This window comes from Agrobacterium vitis (assembly GCF_013426735.1).
In the GTDB taxonomy this organism is placed as follows: domain Bacteria; phylum Pseudomonadota; class Alphaproteobacteria; order Rhizobiales; family Rhizobiaceae; genus Allorhizobium; species Allorhizobium vitis_D.
In genome coordinates this window covers 163,789-178,206 of the sequence record NZ_AP023275.1, presented here as the reverse complement: position 1 = coordinate 178,206, position 14,418 = coordinate 163,789, and the positions used below count along the sequence as shown (strand labels likewise).

16 protein-coding genes and 3 pseudogenes are annotated in these 14,418 nt (G+C 59.3%); 3 read left to right on the top strand and 16 right to left on the bottom strand.

Annotated elements, in window-relative coordinates:
* Window positions 1–2 precede the first annotated feature (2 nt).
* Window positions 3–239 carry a hypothetical protein gene (locus tag H1Y61_RS24900; RefSeq protein ID WP_235681004.1) on the top strand — a complete coding sequence of 79 codons (237 nt, stop codon included), beginning with the start codon at window positions 3–5 and terminating at the stop codon, window positions 237–239.
* 3 nt (window positions 240–242) lie between these two features.
* Window positions 243–555: pseudogene (locus H1Y61_RS24895) on the top strand (hypothetical protein).
* 7 nt (window positions 556–562) lie between these two features.
* Here H1Y61_RS24895 and H1Y61_RS24890 read toward each other — a convergent pair.
* The 3 genes and pseudogenes from H1Y61_RS24890 to H1Y61_RS24880 form a co-directional block, all read right to left on the bottom strand.
* Window positions 563–1,207, bottom strand: a complete 645-nt coding sequence (locus H1Y61_RS24890; protein WP_174113416.1) for an SOS response-associated peptidase — start codon at window positions 1,205–1,207, stop codon at window positions 563–565.
* Window positions 1,208–1,236: 29 nt separating this feature from the next.
* The gene (locus tag H1Y61_RS24885) at window positions 1,237–1,902 is read right to left on the bottom strand and encodes an SOS response-associated peptidase family protein (RefSeq protein WP_180575530.1); all 666 of its coding nucleotides are present in this window, start codon (window positions 1,900–1,902) and stop codon (window positions 1,237–1,239) included.
* A 10-nt stretch (window positions 1,903–1,912) separates the two neighbouring features.
* Window positions 1,913–2,440 (bottom strand): annotated as a pseudogene (locus H1Y61_RS24880) (OB-fold nucleic acid binding domain-containing protein); the annotation flags it as partial.
* 199 nt (window positions 2,441–2,639) lie between these two features.
* Here H1Y61_RS24880 and H1Y61_RS24875 point away from each other — a divergent pair.
* Entirely contained in the window at window positions 2,640–3,356 is a 717-nt protein-coding gene (locus H1Y61_RS24875) for an IS6 family transposase (RefSeq protein WP_156619943.1), read from the top strand.
* 73 nt (window positions 3,357–3,429) lie between these two features.
* On the opposite strand, the pseudogene H1Y61_RS24870 reads toward H1Y61_RS24875, so the two are convergent.
* The 13 genes and pseudogenes from H1Y61_RS24870 to traI form a co-directional block, all read right to left on the bottom strand.
* Window positions 3,430–3,768, bottom strand: a pseudogene (locus tag H1Y61_RS24870) (DUF1403 family protein); the annotation flags it as partial.
* A 98-nt stretch (window positions 3,769–3,866) separates the two neighbouring features.
* Window positions 3,867–5,189, bottom strand: coding sequence for an IncP-type conjugal transfer protein TrbI (gene trbI / locus H1Y61_RS24865; RefSeq protein WP_180575529.1), 1,323 nt, complete (start codon window positions 5,187–5,189; stop codon window positions 3,867–3,869).
* A gap of 11 nt (window positions 5,190–5,200) precedes the next feature.
* The gene (gene trbH / locus H1Y61_RS24860; protein WP_409068206.1) at window positions 5,201–5,680 is read right to left on the bottom strand and encodes a conjugal transfer protein TrbH; all 480 of its coding nucleotides are present in this window, start codon (window positions 5,678–5,680) and stop codon (window positions 5,201–5,203) included.
* Window positions 5,677–6,471, bottom strand: coding sequence for a P-type conjugative transfer protein TrbG (gene trbG / locus H1Y61_RS24855; RefSeq protein WP_234644437.1), 795 nt, complete (start codon window positions 6,469–6,471; stop codon window positions 5,677–5,679). Before trbG ends, trbH begins: the two co-directional genes overlap by 4 nt.
* A 77-nt stretch (window positions 6,472–6,548) precedes the next feature.
* On the bottom strand, window positions 6,549–7,211 hold the full coding sequence (locus H1Y61_RS24850) for a conjugal transfer protein TrbF (protein WP_180575528.1): 663 nt from the start codon (window positions 7,209–7,211) through the stop codon (window positions 6,549–6,551).
* Between the two features lie 17 nt (window positions 7,212–7,228).
* Complete coding sequence (trbL, locus tag H1Y61_RS24845) at window positions 7,229–8,419, bottom strand: P-type conjugative transfer protein TrbL (RefSeq protein ID WP_180575527.1); 1,191 nt, start codon at window positions 8,417–8,419, stop codon at window positions 7,229–7,231.
* A complete protein-coding gene (gene trbK, locus H1Y61_RS24840; protein WP_180575526.1) occupies window positions 8,413–8,640 on the bottom strand; it encodes an entry exclusion protein TrbK in 228 nt (75 codons plus the stop codon). Before trbK ends, trbL begins: the two co-directional genes overlap by 7 nt.
* On the bottom strand, window positions 8,637–9,446 hold the full coding sequence (gene trbJ, locus H1Y61_RS24835) for a P-type conjugative transfer protein TrbJ (RefSeq protein WP_180575525.1): 810 nt from the start codon (window positions 9,444–9,446) through the stop codon (window positions 8,637–8,639). Before trbJ ends, trbK begins: the two co-directional genes overlap by 4 nt.
* Window positions 9,418–11,886, bottom strand: a complete 2,469-nt coding sequence (locus H1Y61_RS24830) for a conjugal transfer protein TrbE (RefSeq protein WP_180575524.1) — start codon at window positions 11,884–11,886, stop codon at window positions 9,418–9,420. Before H1Y61_RS24830 ends, trbJ begins: the two co-directional genes overlap by 29 nt.
* Window positions 11,887–11,896: 10 nt before the next feature.
* Window positions 11,897–12,196, bottom strand: a complete 300-nt coding sequence (locus H1Y61_RS24825) for a conjugal transfer protein TrbD (protein ID WP_180575523.1) — start codon at window positions 12,194–12,196, stop codon at window positions 11,897–11,899.
* Complete coding sequence (gene trbC / locus H1Y61_RS24820) at window positions 12,189–12,593, bottom strand: conjugal transfer pilin TrbC (RefSeq protein WP_180575522.1); 405 nt, start codon at window positions 12,591–12,593, stop codon at window positions 12,189–12,191. The genes H1Y61_RS24825 and trbC overlap by 8 nt, the downstream gene beginning before the upstream one ends.
* A complete protein-coding gene (gene trbB, locus H1Y61_RS24815) occupies window positions 12,583–13,554 on the bottom strand; it encodes a P-type conjugative transfer ATPase TrbB (RefSeq protein WP_180575521.1) in 972 nt (323 codons plus the stop codon). Before trbB ends, trbC begins: the two co-directional genes overlap by 11 nt.
* Window positions 13,551–14,189, bottom strand: a complete 639-nt coding sequence (gene traI, locus H1Y61_RS24810) for an acyl-homoserine-lactone synthase (protein WP_180575520.1) — start codon at window positions 14,187–14,189, stop codon at window positions 13,551–13,553. Before traI ends, trbB begins: the two co-directional genes overlap by 4 nt.
* Between the last annotated feature and the right edge of the window lie 229 nt (window positions 14,190–14,418).

Here is a 14,418-nt window from a genome sequence, read left to right as displayed (position 1 = left end):
GAATGGAGTACATATCTGGTCCGAGAAACCTCTCCGAGCATCCTGATCACTTTCTGAACTGTCAGGAAGCGATTGCCGACGCATTCAGGCATTTGGCCGAGCAAGCGGTGATGGCCGGTTGGGGAGAGACCGAAGTCGCCAGCGCACTGGTGGATATTGCCGACTGTCACATGCTTTCGCTGGCATCTAATTTGGAAACGGAGCGGATGATCGACCAAGCGATCAAAAACGGGCGCTAGATAATGTCGGACCAATACCCCGACACCCCTGACGGGCGTTATTTCGTCGTCAGCGGACGCTTGTGGCGGAAGAGCAATCCTGCGCTTGACGAAGCCACACGGAATAGACTGGTCAAGGATTTGATGTCCGCAAGAAGGGCTGTTCGCGACGCCAAGGGCGACCCCGATGGCAAAGGCGCGACATCTGGTCGATGATGCCAAGGTTGCTCTCGGCGAGCGCGGCGCGCCCTGGTGGGAAGATGGCGCACCGGATTATAATCGGCATATGGCGAAGAACACGCCCTATGCCGAGTGGTTCGCTAACCTCGGAAAATAGGCTGGCGTCAAAGCAGCAGCGGCGCCTCGGGTGCAGACTTGTTTTTCGCCCACAGCTCGGTTGTCCGCTCCATCGTCACCAGCTCCGGCGGAAATGTCCGCTTCTGGAATGCGAGCGCATCATCGAAGGTACCGTGCAGCCATTGTTCGTACTCATCGGGATGTAACAAGACGGGCATCCGGTTGTGCACGGGCTGGATCGCCTCGTTGGCATCCGTCATGACACCGGAGTAAACTGGACCCCACTCGTCGCTGATACGCCACAGCCCTGCCCAGGCGAACACCGGCTGGTCCTTCAGCGAAAACCAGGTGCGGGTCATCCTACCCTTTTCACCCTCGGCTTCGGCAAAACCCGTCACGGGGATCAAACAACGCCATTGCGGTTTTCGGGCAAGACCGATCCACATGCCTTTTGACAGGTCAGCGATATTGTTGACCGGCTTTGGCTTGGCTTCCGGCTTCATGCCTTTCAGGCGCAGCGGAAAACCCCAGACCATCGAGCGGAGCTCGCGAACGCCTTCATTCTCCGTTACCACCATCCCGGGCGTGCCCGGATAGACTTCCTCGGGGGCGTTCGATTGCATCGGGTTCGGCACACGAAAGTGCGCGGCCACTTCTGCGGCGGAAAGACGAACGGTGTACAAGTTGCACATATGGCAGACCTTTCAACACGAAACCTTGGCTACGTAACCATATTGTCCCGACGTGGTGAAGCCTTGGAGGGCGAAACGCCGCTTTGCCAGCGGTCGCGGCTATGCAGGATTTCAAAGTCATCGGATGACGGCGGCTCGCGAAACTGGAAGGCGATGACATCTTCGATCGACCCGTGAAGCCAGCGGTCGTATTCTTGCCGCTCGAGCAAAACGGGCATGCGATCGTTGAAGGGCCTGATCTTCTCGTTGGCGGTCGTGGTCATGCCGGCGAAGACCGGCCCGAAGTCTGGAGTGTTCTTGCAGAACCCCGCCCAGGCCATCAAAGGCTGCCGGTTCTTCGAGAACCATGATCGGGTTTTCTCGCCTTTGACACCGTCGGGGTTTGCAAAATGCGTGAGCGGGATCAGGCAGCGGTATTTGGGGTCGACGACGATCCGGTCCCAGAGCGGATTGGTAAGATCCGCAACGAGGCCGATGCGGCTCGGTGGCTCGCCTTCACGCCTCATGTCGCGTGTCTGTCGCGGAAAACCCCATGGGACCGACTTCAACAGCCGCAATCCGTCCTTCTCAAGGACGATCAGTCCTGGGGTGCCTTCGATGGTTTCGCTCGGCACCTCAAGCGCCAGCACGATGTCGACCGCAAAATGGGCGACAATCTCCTCCAGGCTTTTGGTGACTGCAAACAGACGCGACACACCGGCCTCCTCAGTGGAAGTTTCTGGATTTGATCTTCAGATTATCGATGTGAAGGTCGGGAATATAGATCTCGCGCGCCTGCACGACGGGTTTGGGATTGTCCCGTGGATCGGGGCCCCCTCCGTGCTTGACCTGGTCGCCGCGACCGTGCGGAAGCGGGAAGTCGCCGTCCCGATTACCAATGCTCGACAGGTCGGCGGAGAAATCGAACAGGCGCTGGGCAACGAGGTGAACGACCTCGCCTTCCCGCTGGATACGGCCATTGATGGCCATCATGCTCGCTGTCATCAGGATCCGTCGCTGGCGTTCGAACAGCGATGGCCAGACCACTGCATTGACGATACCCGACTCGTCTTCCAGCGTGAGGAACATGACACCCTTTGCCGATCCCGGCCGCTGTCGCACGAGCACCAGCCCGGCAGTCCAAAGCCACCTCCCGTCCCGCTGCCCCATCGCCTCGGCGCAGGTGACGATGCCTTTCCGGTCGAGGTCTTTCCGGAGAAATGAGACCGGGAAAATTCTCAGATTAACTGCCGTCGCGATGATGCAGTTGATCGGCAGAAGCCGCTTATGATGTCTGCGATGGCACTCCTGAAGCGCGCTTTATTCTCACCCATCATTTGGCCACATAGCATCTCGGGGCTGGAACAAGGTCTGTTCTCACAAACACGCTAAGGCCGAACGCAGGCATCGTAACGTTAACCCCGCGGCGATTGGCGTGTGTGATTTTTGCGACATGACACAAACCGTTCGTGATCCCCTTTATCGCCGCCACCGGTTCCCAGCTGAAGTGATTGCTCATGTCGTCTGGCTTTATCTTCGTTTCCCGCTCAGCTTGCGGATGGTCGAAGGCTTACTGGCGGCGCGCGGGATTATTGTCTCGTACCAGACAGTCCGCCTTTGGGCCGAGAAATTCGGTCGCCACTTTGCCAATGAAATCCGGCGGCGTTCAGCCGGAAAGCTTGGCGACAAATGGTATCTCGATGAAGTCGTCATCTCCATAGGCGGCAAGAAGCACTGGCTGTGGCGAGCCGTCGATCAGGATGGCTTCGTTCTCGATGTGCTGGTGCAGAGCCGCCGTAATACCAAGGCCGCCAAACGTCTGATACGAAAGCTTCTGAAAGGACAGGGTCAAGCACCGAGAGTGATGATCATCGACAAACTCGGATCCTACGGCGCGGCCAAACGCGACATCATGCCCGGCGTCGAACACCGTTCGCACAAGGGATTGAATAACCGGGCGGAGAATTCACATCAACCGACACGACGGCGAGGGCGCATCATGAAGGGCTTCAAATCAGCTCGACATCTCCAGCGTTTCGTCTCCATCCATGACCCGGTCGCAAATCTCTTCCACATTCCACGCCACGATATCCTGTCCCACCATCACCGTGAACTGAGAACCGCCGCCATGCAAATGTGGAGTGAGTTCGCGCGCCTGCAGGCTGCGTGAGAGGAAGCGGCGAGTGCCAGCTTTGTCCGTAGTTCTTTAACTTTACGGTGCCCGCTGTGGTGATGGACCCTGATCCGCGCGACAACAATCGCGTGGCCAAAAACAGCTTTCCAGCCGGTCCCGGATCGTCACCGAATGCCCTGAGCAAAACCGCGTCCCGGATGGCGTGTTCGTCCTCGCGACAGCCGAGCATTTTCGCAGCGACCGTGGCCGATGTCAGGGCAAGGTGATCGCGCCAGCAGCCGAGCCAGAGCAGATTGGTGCGGAGCAGATCATCAAGCGATTTCAGAGCGATACCAGCAGAAAACGCGGCGTCGGATTCGGCAATGTCGTGCGTGCGCAACACGGTCCAGGCTGGCAGGTGGGGCGACCACGTCGAGACAGGAGGTGGAGTTGGCGCAAGTGAATCCATACGGATGAGGATACATCGCATGCGCAGTTTATGCCAGAAATTTTGTTTAACACCGCACAGCGTGTCATAGAATAAAGACGTCCGATAATCTTGCATTATCAGTTTTTATATTCATTCTGGAAGGAAATATCCTGATCTACCAGCACATTGAACTTGTAGCCGGGGCGAATTTCGAGGGTCGGCTGGACATCCATATTGCGCTGGATGGTACGATCAGCAACCCGACCGAACGTTTCTGCGAAATTCCGCCGCGCCGCATCCGAGGCTGTATCCTGCGTTGCCAACGTCGAGCTCTCCGGAACGGCCATGTCGATACCCGTGCCGATCAGGGCGATCAGTACGGCTGAGCCAAAGGTTTTGAGATAGTGGTTGTTCACCTTGTCATTGAAACCACCATATCCTTGCGCATCGGTTCCCGACATGCCGCCGATCTGCAACGTCGAACCATTCGGGAAGATGATGTCGGTCCAGACAACGAGCACACGTTTCTGTCCGAATGACACTTTGCTATCGTAACGGCCGAACAGCTTTGTGCCCTGCGGGATTAGTAGACGATGCCCGGTGGCGCTGTCATACACGTTCTGGCTCACCTGAGCGGTGATCCTGCCCGGGAGGTCGGAATTGATCCCTGTGATCAGTGTCGCCGGGATGACGGACCCGCGTTTTAACTCAAATGGCGATTGCTGAGGTACCACACGGTTCGGCAAGTAGCCGAGATCTTTGAGATCGGCGTTGAAAAAGTCCTCTTTTGAGCTCTGTCCGTTGGGATCGGCATTTTGACCACCCAAGCCGGCGCGCAACGCAGCGGCATAGAGATCGGACGGCTGCCCCGCCGTTGCGGACGGCGTTGTAGCGACTGCGGTCGTGTCCGTAGTCGCGTCTTTTGCTTCCGCGCGCGCTTCGAGCTTGCTGCGATCAATGGTAAGCGGTGCATCGTATGCGGCATTGCTCGCCTGTAGGCGCGCCATTCGCTGGCGCTGCTGTTCCCGCAGATATTGCTCTCGCTGTTCACGCTGAAGACGGGCACGCCAGACCTGTTCCGGCTCAAGCTCCTGTCCGCGCTGCGGTTCTTCGCGCTGCCCCACCTGCGGCGTGAAGGGATTGTTGGTCTTTTCAGCAGCTTGCTTTGTTTCGACCGGCGTCGGTTGAAACGTAGTCTGCTGCTGTGGTTCGCCAATGATGCCATCGGTGACGCCACGTTTGATCTGGTCGGCGTAGGTGGAGGCAGGATGGCCCGAACTTGTCTCTGGACCACTGTCCTTGCCGAAGTATAGCCCGCGCGAGGCGAGGCCATAGAAGATGACGCCAAGGAACGCGACCACCAACACGATCATGACGACGATCGGCAGGCGGTTGATCCGCCGCATACCAGACTGGGACTGGCTGCCCTGTGCGCCGCCGAGATTGAGAGATTGCACCATATGATCCTCCTTCACCCACGCCGCATGAGCGACAAGGCGCTCGCCGGGGTCGCGCCGTTGGCTGAGACTGTGTATGCACGTCCGAGTTCAACGCTGTTTGTCGAGAGACGGGCCAGCACTTGACCATCGAACGGCACGATCACGTAGGAAAGCGGGATGACCGCGGTGCCGCTATCGGTCTTCTGATCGGTAACGATGGCGTAGCCCCATCCCTTCAACGTGGCTTCCAGCGCCTGGCCGAAGGGCGAGGCATCCGCTTTAAGGGCGACCGTCGCCTTCCCCGGCCCGATCTGTTCGGCAAGGCGGCTGACCATGTCCCCGGCAATGGCACTTGCCGCCTGGCCGGAAATCTCCGGCGGCGCACTGCTCGGGACGAGGCCATTGGCTTCGGTCGATTGGCATCCGGAGAGGAGGATGGTGAGGGCGCAGGCTGCGGCAAAGCTGCGGATTGGGTTCAGGAAGCTTCCCGCAAGGGCAAAGGTATCCATCATTGCCCTCCCCTTCTTATCGTTATCTTCTCCTGATTCCCCCCGACGCCGGAAACGAGCACTGCGCGGTCGATATGATAGTCAACGACCATCATGTTGCTTTTCATGCGGTAGTTGACGATGCGGTTCTGCCCGCCTGATGTCACGAATAGGACGGGTGCATCCTGGCCGGAGATCGAGCGTGGGAAATGGATGTAGGTCTTGAGCCCGTCGGAATAGACCCGCGTCGGTCGCCAGCCGGCGCTGCCCGAAACAGAATAAGAGAAGTTCAGCTGCTCGGCTGGAACGCCTGCCCCCGGGATGGTGCTTGCCTCCAACCGCGCATTGACGTCGGCAAGCTTTGTCGAAACATCTTCCGGGTACTCAAATCCGACACGCGCCATATACTGGGTCGAATGGGACTTCAGCTGGATGTGATAGGTGCGCCGCGACGTTGTTACCACCATGGAGGTCACAAGGCCCGGCTCCGACGGCTTGACGATCAGATGGATGGCTTGACCACCAGCGGCTCCCGATGTCGCGGGTTCGACCTTCCAGCGTACGGTATCACCGACTAACACGTCGCGGACCACCTCGCCGCCCTGCAATTCGATGTCGCAAACCTGCAGCGGCGAGCAGACGACGGAGGGCTGGACCTCGCCGTAGAGAAAGATCACCTTGCCGTCAGGGCCCTTGGTGACGAGACCCCGCGATCCACGCCATTGGGTCGAGATGCCCATACCCTTCGCTTCGTTGGCAGTGACGCCATCGGCAGCAAGAGCGTGGATGGGGTTAAAGACGAGCAAAGCTAGCATCACTGATCCAAGGGAGCTCAGAGTCAGCCTGGCCGAAAAATTCTCAAGTCGGATAATCATGTTCGGGGCCATGCCTTTCAAAGCTGTGCGGTCCAGTCGAAGTCGCGGAGATAGAGACCGATGGGGTTCAAGCGAATGACGCCCTCATCCTGCGGTGGGGTGAGGGTCACGGTGGCGATGCCACGGAATCGGCGGACGGCGGTTTCCTTGCCGCGCCGGTCGCGCTCAAATTCGGTCCAGTCGATCTGGTAACTCTGGTTCGAGAGCGCAACGATATTGTTGACCTCGATGGCCACGGTCGAGTTTTTCGCTTTCTCGAAGGGCGAGTTCGAGCGAAACCAGGCATTGACCTTCTCTGTTGCCGGGTCCGAAGTCCTAAGCAGGCCGTAGGTCCGGTCGATATATTGCTTCTGCACGACCGCGTCGGGCGTCACGCTCCGAAAGTTCGAGACAAAGCTTCCAAGCGTGGCGCGCACCACCCGCGGATCGGCATATTCGATCTGTTGGGGAACTCCGGCATTGACGGCGGTGCCGAGCTTGTCGACCTCGACGATATAGGGAACGAGCTTCACCTGGGTGCTCTGGTAGAGTGCGTAACCAAAACCGATCACCGCCATGGTCATGCCTGTGATACCGACGATCCGCCAGGCGGCGGCGGCCTTGACGTAAGAGCCATAGCGCTCGTTCCATTCGTTGCGCGCAGCGAGATAGGGATTATCAGGCATGTTTTGTCCGGCCATTGCGGATAAGCCTCCAGTCATTTGGTCTCGTTGATGGGCGGGGGCGGAGGCGGCGATGCGGGTCGTCCCGATTGCTTGTCGAGTTTGGCATTGGCGAGACCGAGCAGCGAACCGGCATAGGCTCCGGGTGACCCGACCGCCTTGTCCTTCGCGGCCGAACTGAGCGCACCTGCCGCACCGCCGATACCGGCCTCCATGCCGCGCATGGCGGCAGTTCCGAGCGACGATCCCCCTGCCCTTGCCGTATTCGCGGCCTGATAACCTCGGCTGACCGCAGCAGTCGCCAAAAAGCCGGCACCCGCCGCAAAAGATGCGGCCTGGCCCCCATGGCGGATGGCTTCCATGCCACCGGATACGGACGCGCCCTGGACCACGCCCTGCAGGATCGGCGGCACGTACATGGCGATGACAAAGACCACGACCGAGATACCGGCGATGGCGAGTGTGGTGATGAACTGTTCCGAGGTTGCTGTCGGTGCCTCGGCCAGGCCCAGCAGGATGTCGGAGCCGATCTTTGCGATCATCACCAGCGCCATCAGCTTCATGCCGACAGAAAAGGCGTAGACCAGATATTTGACGGCGAAGTCCTTGGTATAGGACGTGCCACCCAGTCCCAGCATGATCATCCCAGCAAGCAGGCCAACATACATTTCCACCATGACCGAGACGAAGATCGCGGCCACCAGCGAGAAGCAGACGACCACCACGACCATGGCAAAGACGGCGGCGATCGCCAGGGAGTTATCCTCGAAGAGGCCAAACTTCGCCTGTTCCGACATCTTGGTCGCGACACGAATGCCGGCGTCGAAAATGTTGGCGGGAGAAGCCGAGCCACCGCCGGCGCCGATCTGGTAGAGGCTGTCGACAACGGCCTTGGCAAAGGCCGGCCCCTCATTGAGAATGAACGCGAACAGCCCAATGAACATGATGCGCTTGACGAGCTCGGCAAACCAGCTGTCGAGCGAGGCAGCGCTAATCGCCAGCCACACGGCGGCGATGCCGATCTCGATCCCCGCCAGGATCCAGAACAATGACCGGGCCGCATTCATGACCGTCGTCTCCCAGCCTTTGGCTGCAGTAACAACGGAATTCTCCAGGTTGGTCAGCACCTGGCCCTGTTGTGCAAAGGCCGGCGCGTTCGCGAACAACACGATGCCGACAGCGACAAGGGCAAGTTCGAGGCTACTTGAAGGTCGAACAATTACCATCTCGGCTTCATCTCCTGGCCACCGCGAATGTCGCGATCGGTATCGCCACCGAAGAATTTTTCTCGATGTTCGCGTCGGGCCGCATCGGATGAGGTCGCCGACGATGCTTCTCCCGTTCCAAATACGGACGCCGGATGGGGCTGTACGATCCACCGGGCGACGCCTACACCCGATGCGACGATCCCCACGACAAGAAGGATGATAACAAGACGCGGGCTCACCAGCGGGGCTCCATCGTCTGCCCACTGCGGATGTCATGCTCGCTTCCGCTGAAGAATTTTTCGCGGCGCGCCTGGGCGAGATCCTTTTGCGCCTGCTCCGACTGGAACCATGTCCCCATCATAGTCATCTGCTGGGAAACCAGGCCACGCAGCTTTTGCATCTGCGCCACCTGTTGTGCGGCGATCTGGTGTCCGACCTGCAGCGCCTTCATCTGCCCGTCTGATGTCTCCGACATCGATCGCAACGACGACATCGTGCTTTCCTCGCTTGAGAACTGGTCCGCTGTCAGGTTCGCGGCCTTCAAGGTGCCTCCGATCGTATCGCGATTGGTGTCGGACCAGCTTTGATAGGTGGACGAGAAACTTGCTCCATCAGGTAGATTGCTCTTCATCTCGGCAAAACTCTGGAAACGCTGCTTCAGGACGTCGTCGATATTGCCCATCGAGAAGGCGATGCCCTGCCCTTGGGCCACGACGTTCTGCAGCTTCTTCAGGTCGTTTTCGACCTGACCCCAGATGTGGTTCGGTAATTGGGCGGTGTTCTGCAGCATGTTGTTGTAGATGTTGATCTGGTTCTGGATTTGCTCGGCAAGCTGCGAGATCTGGGTAATCTGGTTGTTGACCTGCTCCGCCGACTTGCCGACAAGCGAGATCAGTTCTGTATTGTTGGCGAGCTGTGTCCATTCGGTTGCCTGTCCCGTCACGCCGCCGGCCTCAGCTGGAAGCGGCAACGCCATCGTAAGCGCAGCCGCAACGACGGCGACCACGTTTGCAGTCTCAAGAGGTCGGAAAGAGTGCTTCGGCATGGGCGATCCCCCTTTGCTGGAGCCAAGGACAAGGCCACGCGGCCCCGTGTTCGGAATGTAGGGTGCGAATGCGCTTCAGGTCTTCCTTACCCGTCGCTCCGACAAAGGAGAGAGCGACCGGACCGAGCGCCATGTTAAAAAGACGGCGACCCTCTGGTGAGACAACGTAATATTCGCGCTTGGGAATAGCGGTTGCGACGATTTCGATCTGCCGCTCGTTGAAGCCAATGCGCTCATAGAACTCGCGGGTGCCGGGTTCGCGTGCCGCTCCGTTCGGTAGGCAGATTTTTGTCGGGCAGCTCTCCTTCAAGACATCGATGATCCCGGATCGCTCGGCATCCGAAATCGACTGGGTGGCAAGTACGACGGCGCAATTGGCTTTGCGCAACACCTTCAGCCATTCGCGGATCTTGTCGCGAAACACCGAATGGCCGAGCATTAGCCAGGCCTCGTCGAGGATGATCAGGCTGGGAGCGCCGGTCAGGCGTTTCTCGATACGACGAAATAGATAGAGCAGCACCGGCACGAGATTGCGCTCGCCCATGTTCATCAGTTCCTCGATCTCGAAGCACTGGAACGCGCCAAGCGACAGACCGTCCTCTTCGGCGTCAAGCAATTGCCCCATCGGACCGTCGACTGTGTAGTGATGCAGGGCGTCCTTGATCTCACGCATCTGCACGCCGGAGACAAAGTCAGACAGAGAGCGGCCGCGCGAATCCGCCATCAGTGCGATCTGCCGGGAGATGGCGTTGCGATAATCCGGGGTAATGGTCACGCCCTGCAGCGCCACCAACGTTTCGATCCACTCGGAGGCCCAGGCGCGGTCGCCATCGGTCGACAGTTCAGCGAGCGGGCAAAAGGCGAGCATCCTTACCTCAGCACCGGCCGAAGGGGTGATATCACCGCCGATCTGATAGTGATCGCCGTTTAGGCCGAGCGTCAGCGGCAGCATCGAGCCGCCCTTGTCAAAGGCGAATAGCTGGGCATCGGCATAACGCCGGAACTGCGCGGCGATCAGCGCCAGCAGCGTCGATTTGCCGGAGCCAGTCGGACCGAAGATCAGCGTATGGCCGACATCGTCGACATGCAGGTTCAGCCGAAACGGCGTCGAACCGGATGCCACCTGCATCAACGGAGGAGAAGCCGGCGGATAGAATGGGCAAGGCGCGGTGGGACTGCCCGACCAAACCGAGTTCAGCGGGATGAGATCGGCGAGATTGCGGGTGTTGATCAGCGGCTCGCGGATATTGGCATAGGAGACGCCTGGCAGGCTGCCGAGAAAAGCATCCGTGGCGTTTAAGGCTTCGATCCGGGCGCCAAAACCTTCGGCCTGGATCAGGCGACGGATCGCTTCGCATTTTTCCTGGAGCCGGATCGCATCCTCTTCGAAGATCACGATGACCGGTGTGTAATAGCCATAGGCAACAAGCTGCGATGAGGCTTCGGCGATCGCGTCCTCTGTCTCCGCCACCATCAGCATCGCGTCCTGATCGACCGAGCGTGATTGCGTCTGGAACAACTGGTCGAAGAACGGCCTGACCTTCTGCTGCCACTTCTTCCGAGTGCGCTCAAGCCGCGCCCTTGCTTCCTCCGCGTCAAGAAAGACAAAGCGGGACGACCAGCGATACGTGAGCGGCATCAGGTCCAGCGTGTTGAGGATTCCAGGCCAGCTTTCGGCCGGTAGGCCGTCGATCGCCACTACACCGAGAAAGCGGTTTTCCACCAGGGGTGTGAGGCCATGCTGCAGCTCGGCCGTCACCAGCCAGTCGAGATACATGGGGATGTCCGGCAGGCGCACCGGATGGTTCTCACCGGTGATGCAGAAACGGATGAACTGAAAGAGTTCGTCGTATCGGGCGACACGGAACCCACCGCGCTCTGAAATCTCTCGCGTCATCATCCGACGGATCGACAGGACATTGGCAAGATATTGCTCGATTTCACGGATCGAGGTCAGGAAGCTTTGCAACATCGTGTCGGCATAGGTCGCAGAACGGCTCGCCGCATCCGAATAGACATACCGCGCCAGACCTGAGCGGCGCGGCTCCGGCGGCCGCCACGTCAGGATCAAAGCATGGCGGCTCTCGAAATGCCCCCTCTCCTTCTGGAAATGCGCCCGCCGCTCATCGTCGATGGCGCGCGTGACCGGATCTGGAAAATGAGACTCTGCCTCATCAGGGTAATCTCCTGTCGGCACGCGCACGGCGTCCACTTGGATCATCCATCCTGAGCCGAGCCGCGACAGGATCGCGTTGATCTGTCGCGACACCTCGTTGCGCTCGCCGTCGGTGGAGCTTTCGCTGTCTGGCCCCGCGAAATACCAACCAGCCATCAGTGAGCCGTCCTTCAGCAGAATGACACCATTGTCGACCAGCCCGGCATAGGGCACGAGATCGGCAAACGACGGTCCGGAATGACGGAAAGATTTGGGGGCAACCATTGCAAAGACCTCAGTATGTTCGCCAAGGCGACGACGTCGCGCGGTAAAAGGTCTTGTAGGAAATATGCCGGAGGTAGACCCTCCGCATCAGCGGATCCGCTTTGGCCATCATGCGAAGGGCTGCGACAGCCACCAGCCAAATCGCGATGCCGAACAGAGCCGCGTACCAGGTCAGCACGACGAAGATCAGGATGACCGCCGCAAGCGCCGTCAGCAGAACCAGTTCGCGATCGGCGCCAATCAAGAGGTTCGGACGCGACAACGCTCGGTGTACCCGCGAGCGTGCCAGAGAAGAGCCGACCTCAGCCATGAGCCCCCTCCCCCACAGTGGCCGCCGTCATCGAGGGCTCGGTCATGCCGCGCCAAGCTTGCGAATGAGCCTCGCCGATCGAGGCACCGGTCGCGCCGAAGAGGGCGACAATCTGGGTAGCTCCGAGAAGTACCCCGCCAACGAGGGCGACGTAGCAAAGCCGCCTCGCGAAATCATTCAATTCGCCGCCGAAGATGAGCATCGCACCGGCAATCGCGACTGCGGCCAAGGCGATAAAGCCGGCGACCGGTCCAGTGATCGATTGCTGGATTTGCTCCAGAGGCGATTCCCACGGCAGACTGCCGCCGCCCGAAGAGGCAAGTGCGAAGTCAGCAAAGCCGACAGAAACAGCGACAAACATCGCGAGGTTAAGAAGAATGGAGATTTTACGCGACATGGCTGTCCTCGTCGATCTGGGCATAATGTTCGGTCTGATAGCGCCCGTTGCGGTAACCCTCGATGTGGATGACCTCGCGGACCCGCCTCCTCTTTCCCGTTCGCTCGATAGAGATGATGAGATCGACGGCCTCGCCGATCACCTCCTGCATTGGCTGCTGGCTGGCTTCTGCCGTCAGTTGCTCCAATCGGCGCAGAGCTGACATCGCCGTGTTCGAATGGATCGTGGTGACGCCGCCTGGGTGGCCTGTATTCCAAGCTTTCAAAAGGGTGAGTGCCGCGCCATCGCGGACCTCACCTACAATGATGCGGTCGGGTCGCAGACGCATCGTGCTTTTCAGTAGGCGGGCCATGTCGATGGAATCGCTGGTATGCAGCGACACTGCATTCTCGGCCGCGCATTGGATCTCAGTGGTATCCTCGAGGATCACCATCCGATCCTCCGGCGCGGCAGCCACGACCTCGGCGATAATGGCATTGGCGAGAGTGGTCTTCCCCGATCCCGTGCCCCCCGAAATGACGATGTTCATCCGTGCGTCGATCGCGCTGCGAATGGCCGACGCCTGGGCTTCGGTCATCACCTTCGACTTCACGTAGTCGGTGAGCGGGATGAGACGAGAAGCGCGCCGACGGATGGTGAATGCCGGACTTGATACGATCGGAGGCAACAGGCCCTCGAAGCGGTGTCCGCCGATCGGCAGTTCGCCAGAGATGATTGGTCGCTCATTGTCGGCCTCTGACTGGAGCGCGTGGGCGACGCTGCCGATGACGACTTCCGCAGCGGCAGGGCTCATCGCGCCGGCAGCTGCCACGCCGTGACCCAGCCGCTCGATGAACAGCCGGCCATCGGGATTGAGCATGATTTCGACCACCGTCGCGTCTTCAAGCGCAACGCAGAGCTGGTCGCCGAGCGCGTCCTGCAGTTTGCGAACCAACCGTGGATGGGAACGAAGTTGGGTCACGCAGCGCTCCTAACCTGACGACCGTGGAATTCGGCGATGATCGAGCGGTAGTCTGACGGGCATACCCGGTGGAAACTTGCTTGATCGGCTGGCAAGGTTCCTGCAACAGCGACAGTGTTGCCGACTGCCACGGGATCGCCAAGCCGCTTCATTGGCCATCCGGCTCGGTTCAAGATGCGCTCAAAACGGAGGTCGGTCGCCGTGACGATCTCGTCATAGCCGTTTTCCATCGACCATTCGATGATGCCTGCAAACATCGTAAGTGTCGCGGAATGAAGTTGGCCCCCTCCCCTGCCCGCGGGTAAGGATGTGTCGACGCAGAAGCGGGAGCTTTCGATCATTCGGTCAGATGCGTTGAGGGAACCGGTTGCCAGCAACTGCGGGAACGTTCGCTCAAGCATGGTCGGTCCTATTGCCGGAAGGAGACGAGCGCAGCCGACGACCCTCTCATCATCAGTGACCGCAACGATGTAAGTCGGGTCGAGATCGTCGTAGTCGTCTCGTTCTCCTGTCTCAGCAATCGTGACATCCCATTCAAGACGTTCGTGGAAGACTGCGGCGCGCAAGCAGTGCATCTGTTTCAGGAGATTGGAATGCTCGACATAGCGATGTGGCGAAACGGTCAGAATTTGCATCTTGTTCTCCGCATGAATGACATGCCGAGGAAAGATCATCTCAAAAGGCCTGTGGCTATCTGCAGATCTGCAGGGCATGATTCTACCTTTGGAAGATCGTGATGGCGATCAGCCGGGCAGTCGACGCCATGGGACGAAAGTTCTGCAGCTGCAGATCTGCAGTTTCCACCGGCTATACCCGGTCAACGAAATCTGCCTAACTGGTGGAAAGATATTCAAGATTCGGCGC

Coding starts and splice junctions, on each gene's coding strand:
- H1Y61_RS24825 (WP_180575523.1), bottom strand. CDS start 12,196: ATGGCTGAGGTCGGCTCTTCTCTGGCACGCTCGCGGGTACACCGAGCG.
- H1Y61_RS24850 (WP_180575528.1), bottom strand. CDS start 7,211: ATGGCCGGACAAAACATGCCTGATAATCCCTATCTCGCTGCGCGCAAC.
- H1Y61_RS24830 (WP_180575524.1), bottom strand. CDS start 11,886: ATGGTTGCCCCCAAATCTTTCCGTCATTCCGGACCGTCGTTTGCCGAT.
- trbL (WP_180575527.1), bottom strand. CDS start 8,419: ATGGTAATTGTTCGACCTTCAAGTAGCCTCGAACTTGCCCTTGTCGCT.
- trbC (WP_180575522.1), bottom strand. CDS start 12,593: ATGTCGCGTAAAATCTCCATTCTTCTTAACCTCGCGATGTTTGTCGCT.
- trbI (WP_180575529.1), bottom strand. CDS start 5,189: ATGGTGCAATCTCTCAATCTCGGCGGCGCACAGGGCAGCCAGTCCCAG.
- trbH (WP_409068206.1), bottom strand. CDS start 5,680: ATGATGGATACCTTTGCCCTTGCGGGAAGCTTCCTGAACCCAATCCGC.
- trbG (WP_234644437.1), bottom strand. CDS start 6,471: ATGCTAGCTTTGCTCGTCTTTAACCCCATCCACGCTCTTGCTGCCGAT.
- H1Y61_RS24900 (WP_235681004.1), top strand. CDS start 3: ATGGAGTACATATCTGGTCCGAGAAACCTCTCCGAGCATCCTGATCAC.
- H1Y61_RS24890 (WP_174113416.1), bottom strand. CDS start 1,207: ATGTGCAACTTGTACACCGTTCGTCTTTCCGCCGCAGAAGTGGCCGCG.
- trbJ (WP_180575525.1), bottom strand. CDS start 9,446: ATGCCGAAGCACTCTTTCCGACCTCTTGAGACTGCAAACGTGGTCGCC.
- traI (WP_180575520.1), bottom strand. CDS start 14,189: ATGCAAATTCTGACCGTTTCGCCACATCGCTATGTCGAGCATTCCAAT.
- H1Y61_RS24875 (WP_156619943.1), top strand. CDS start 2,640: ATGACACAAACCGTTCGTGATCCCCTTTATCGCCGCCACCGGTTCCCA.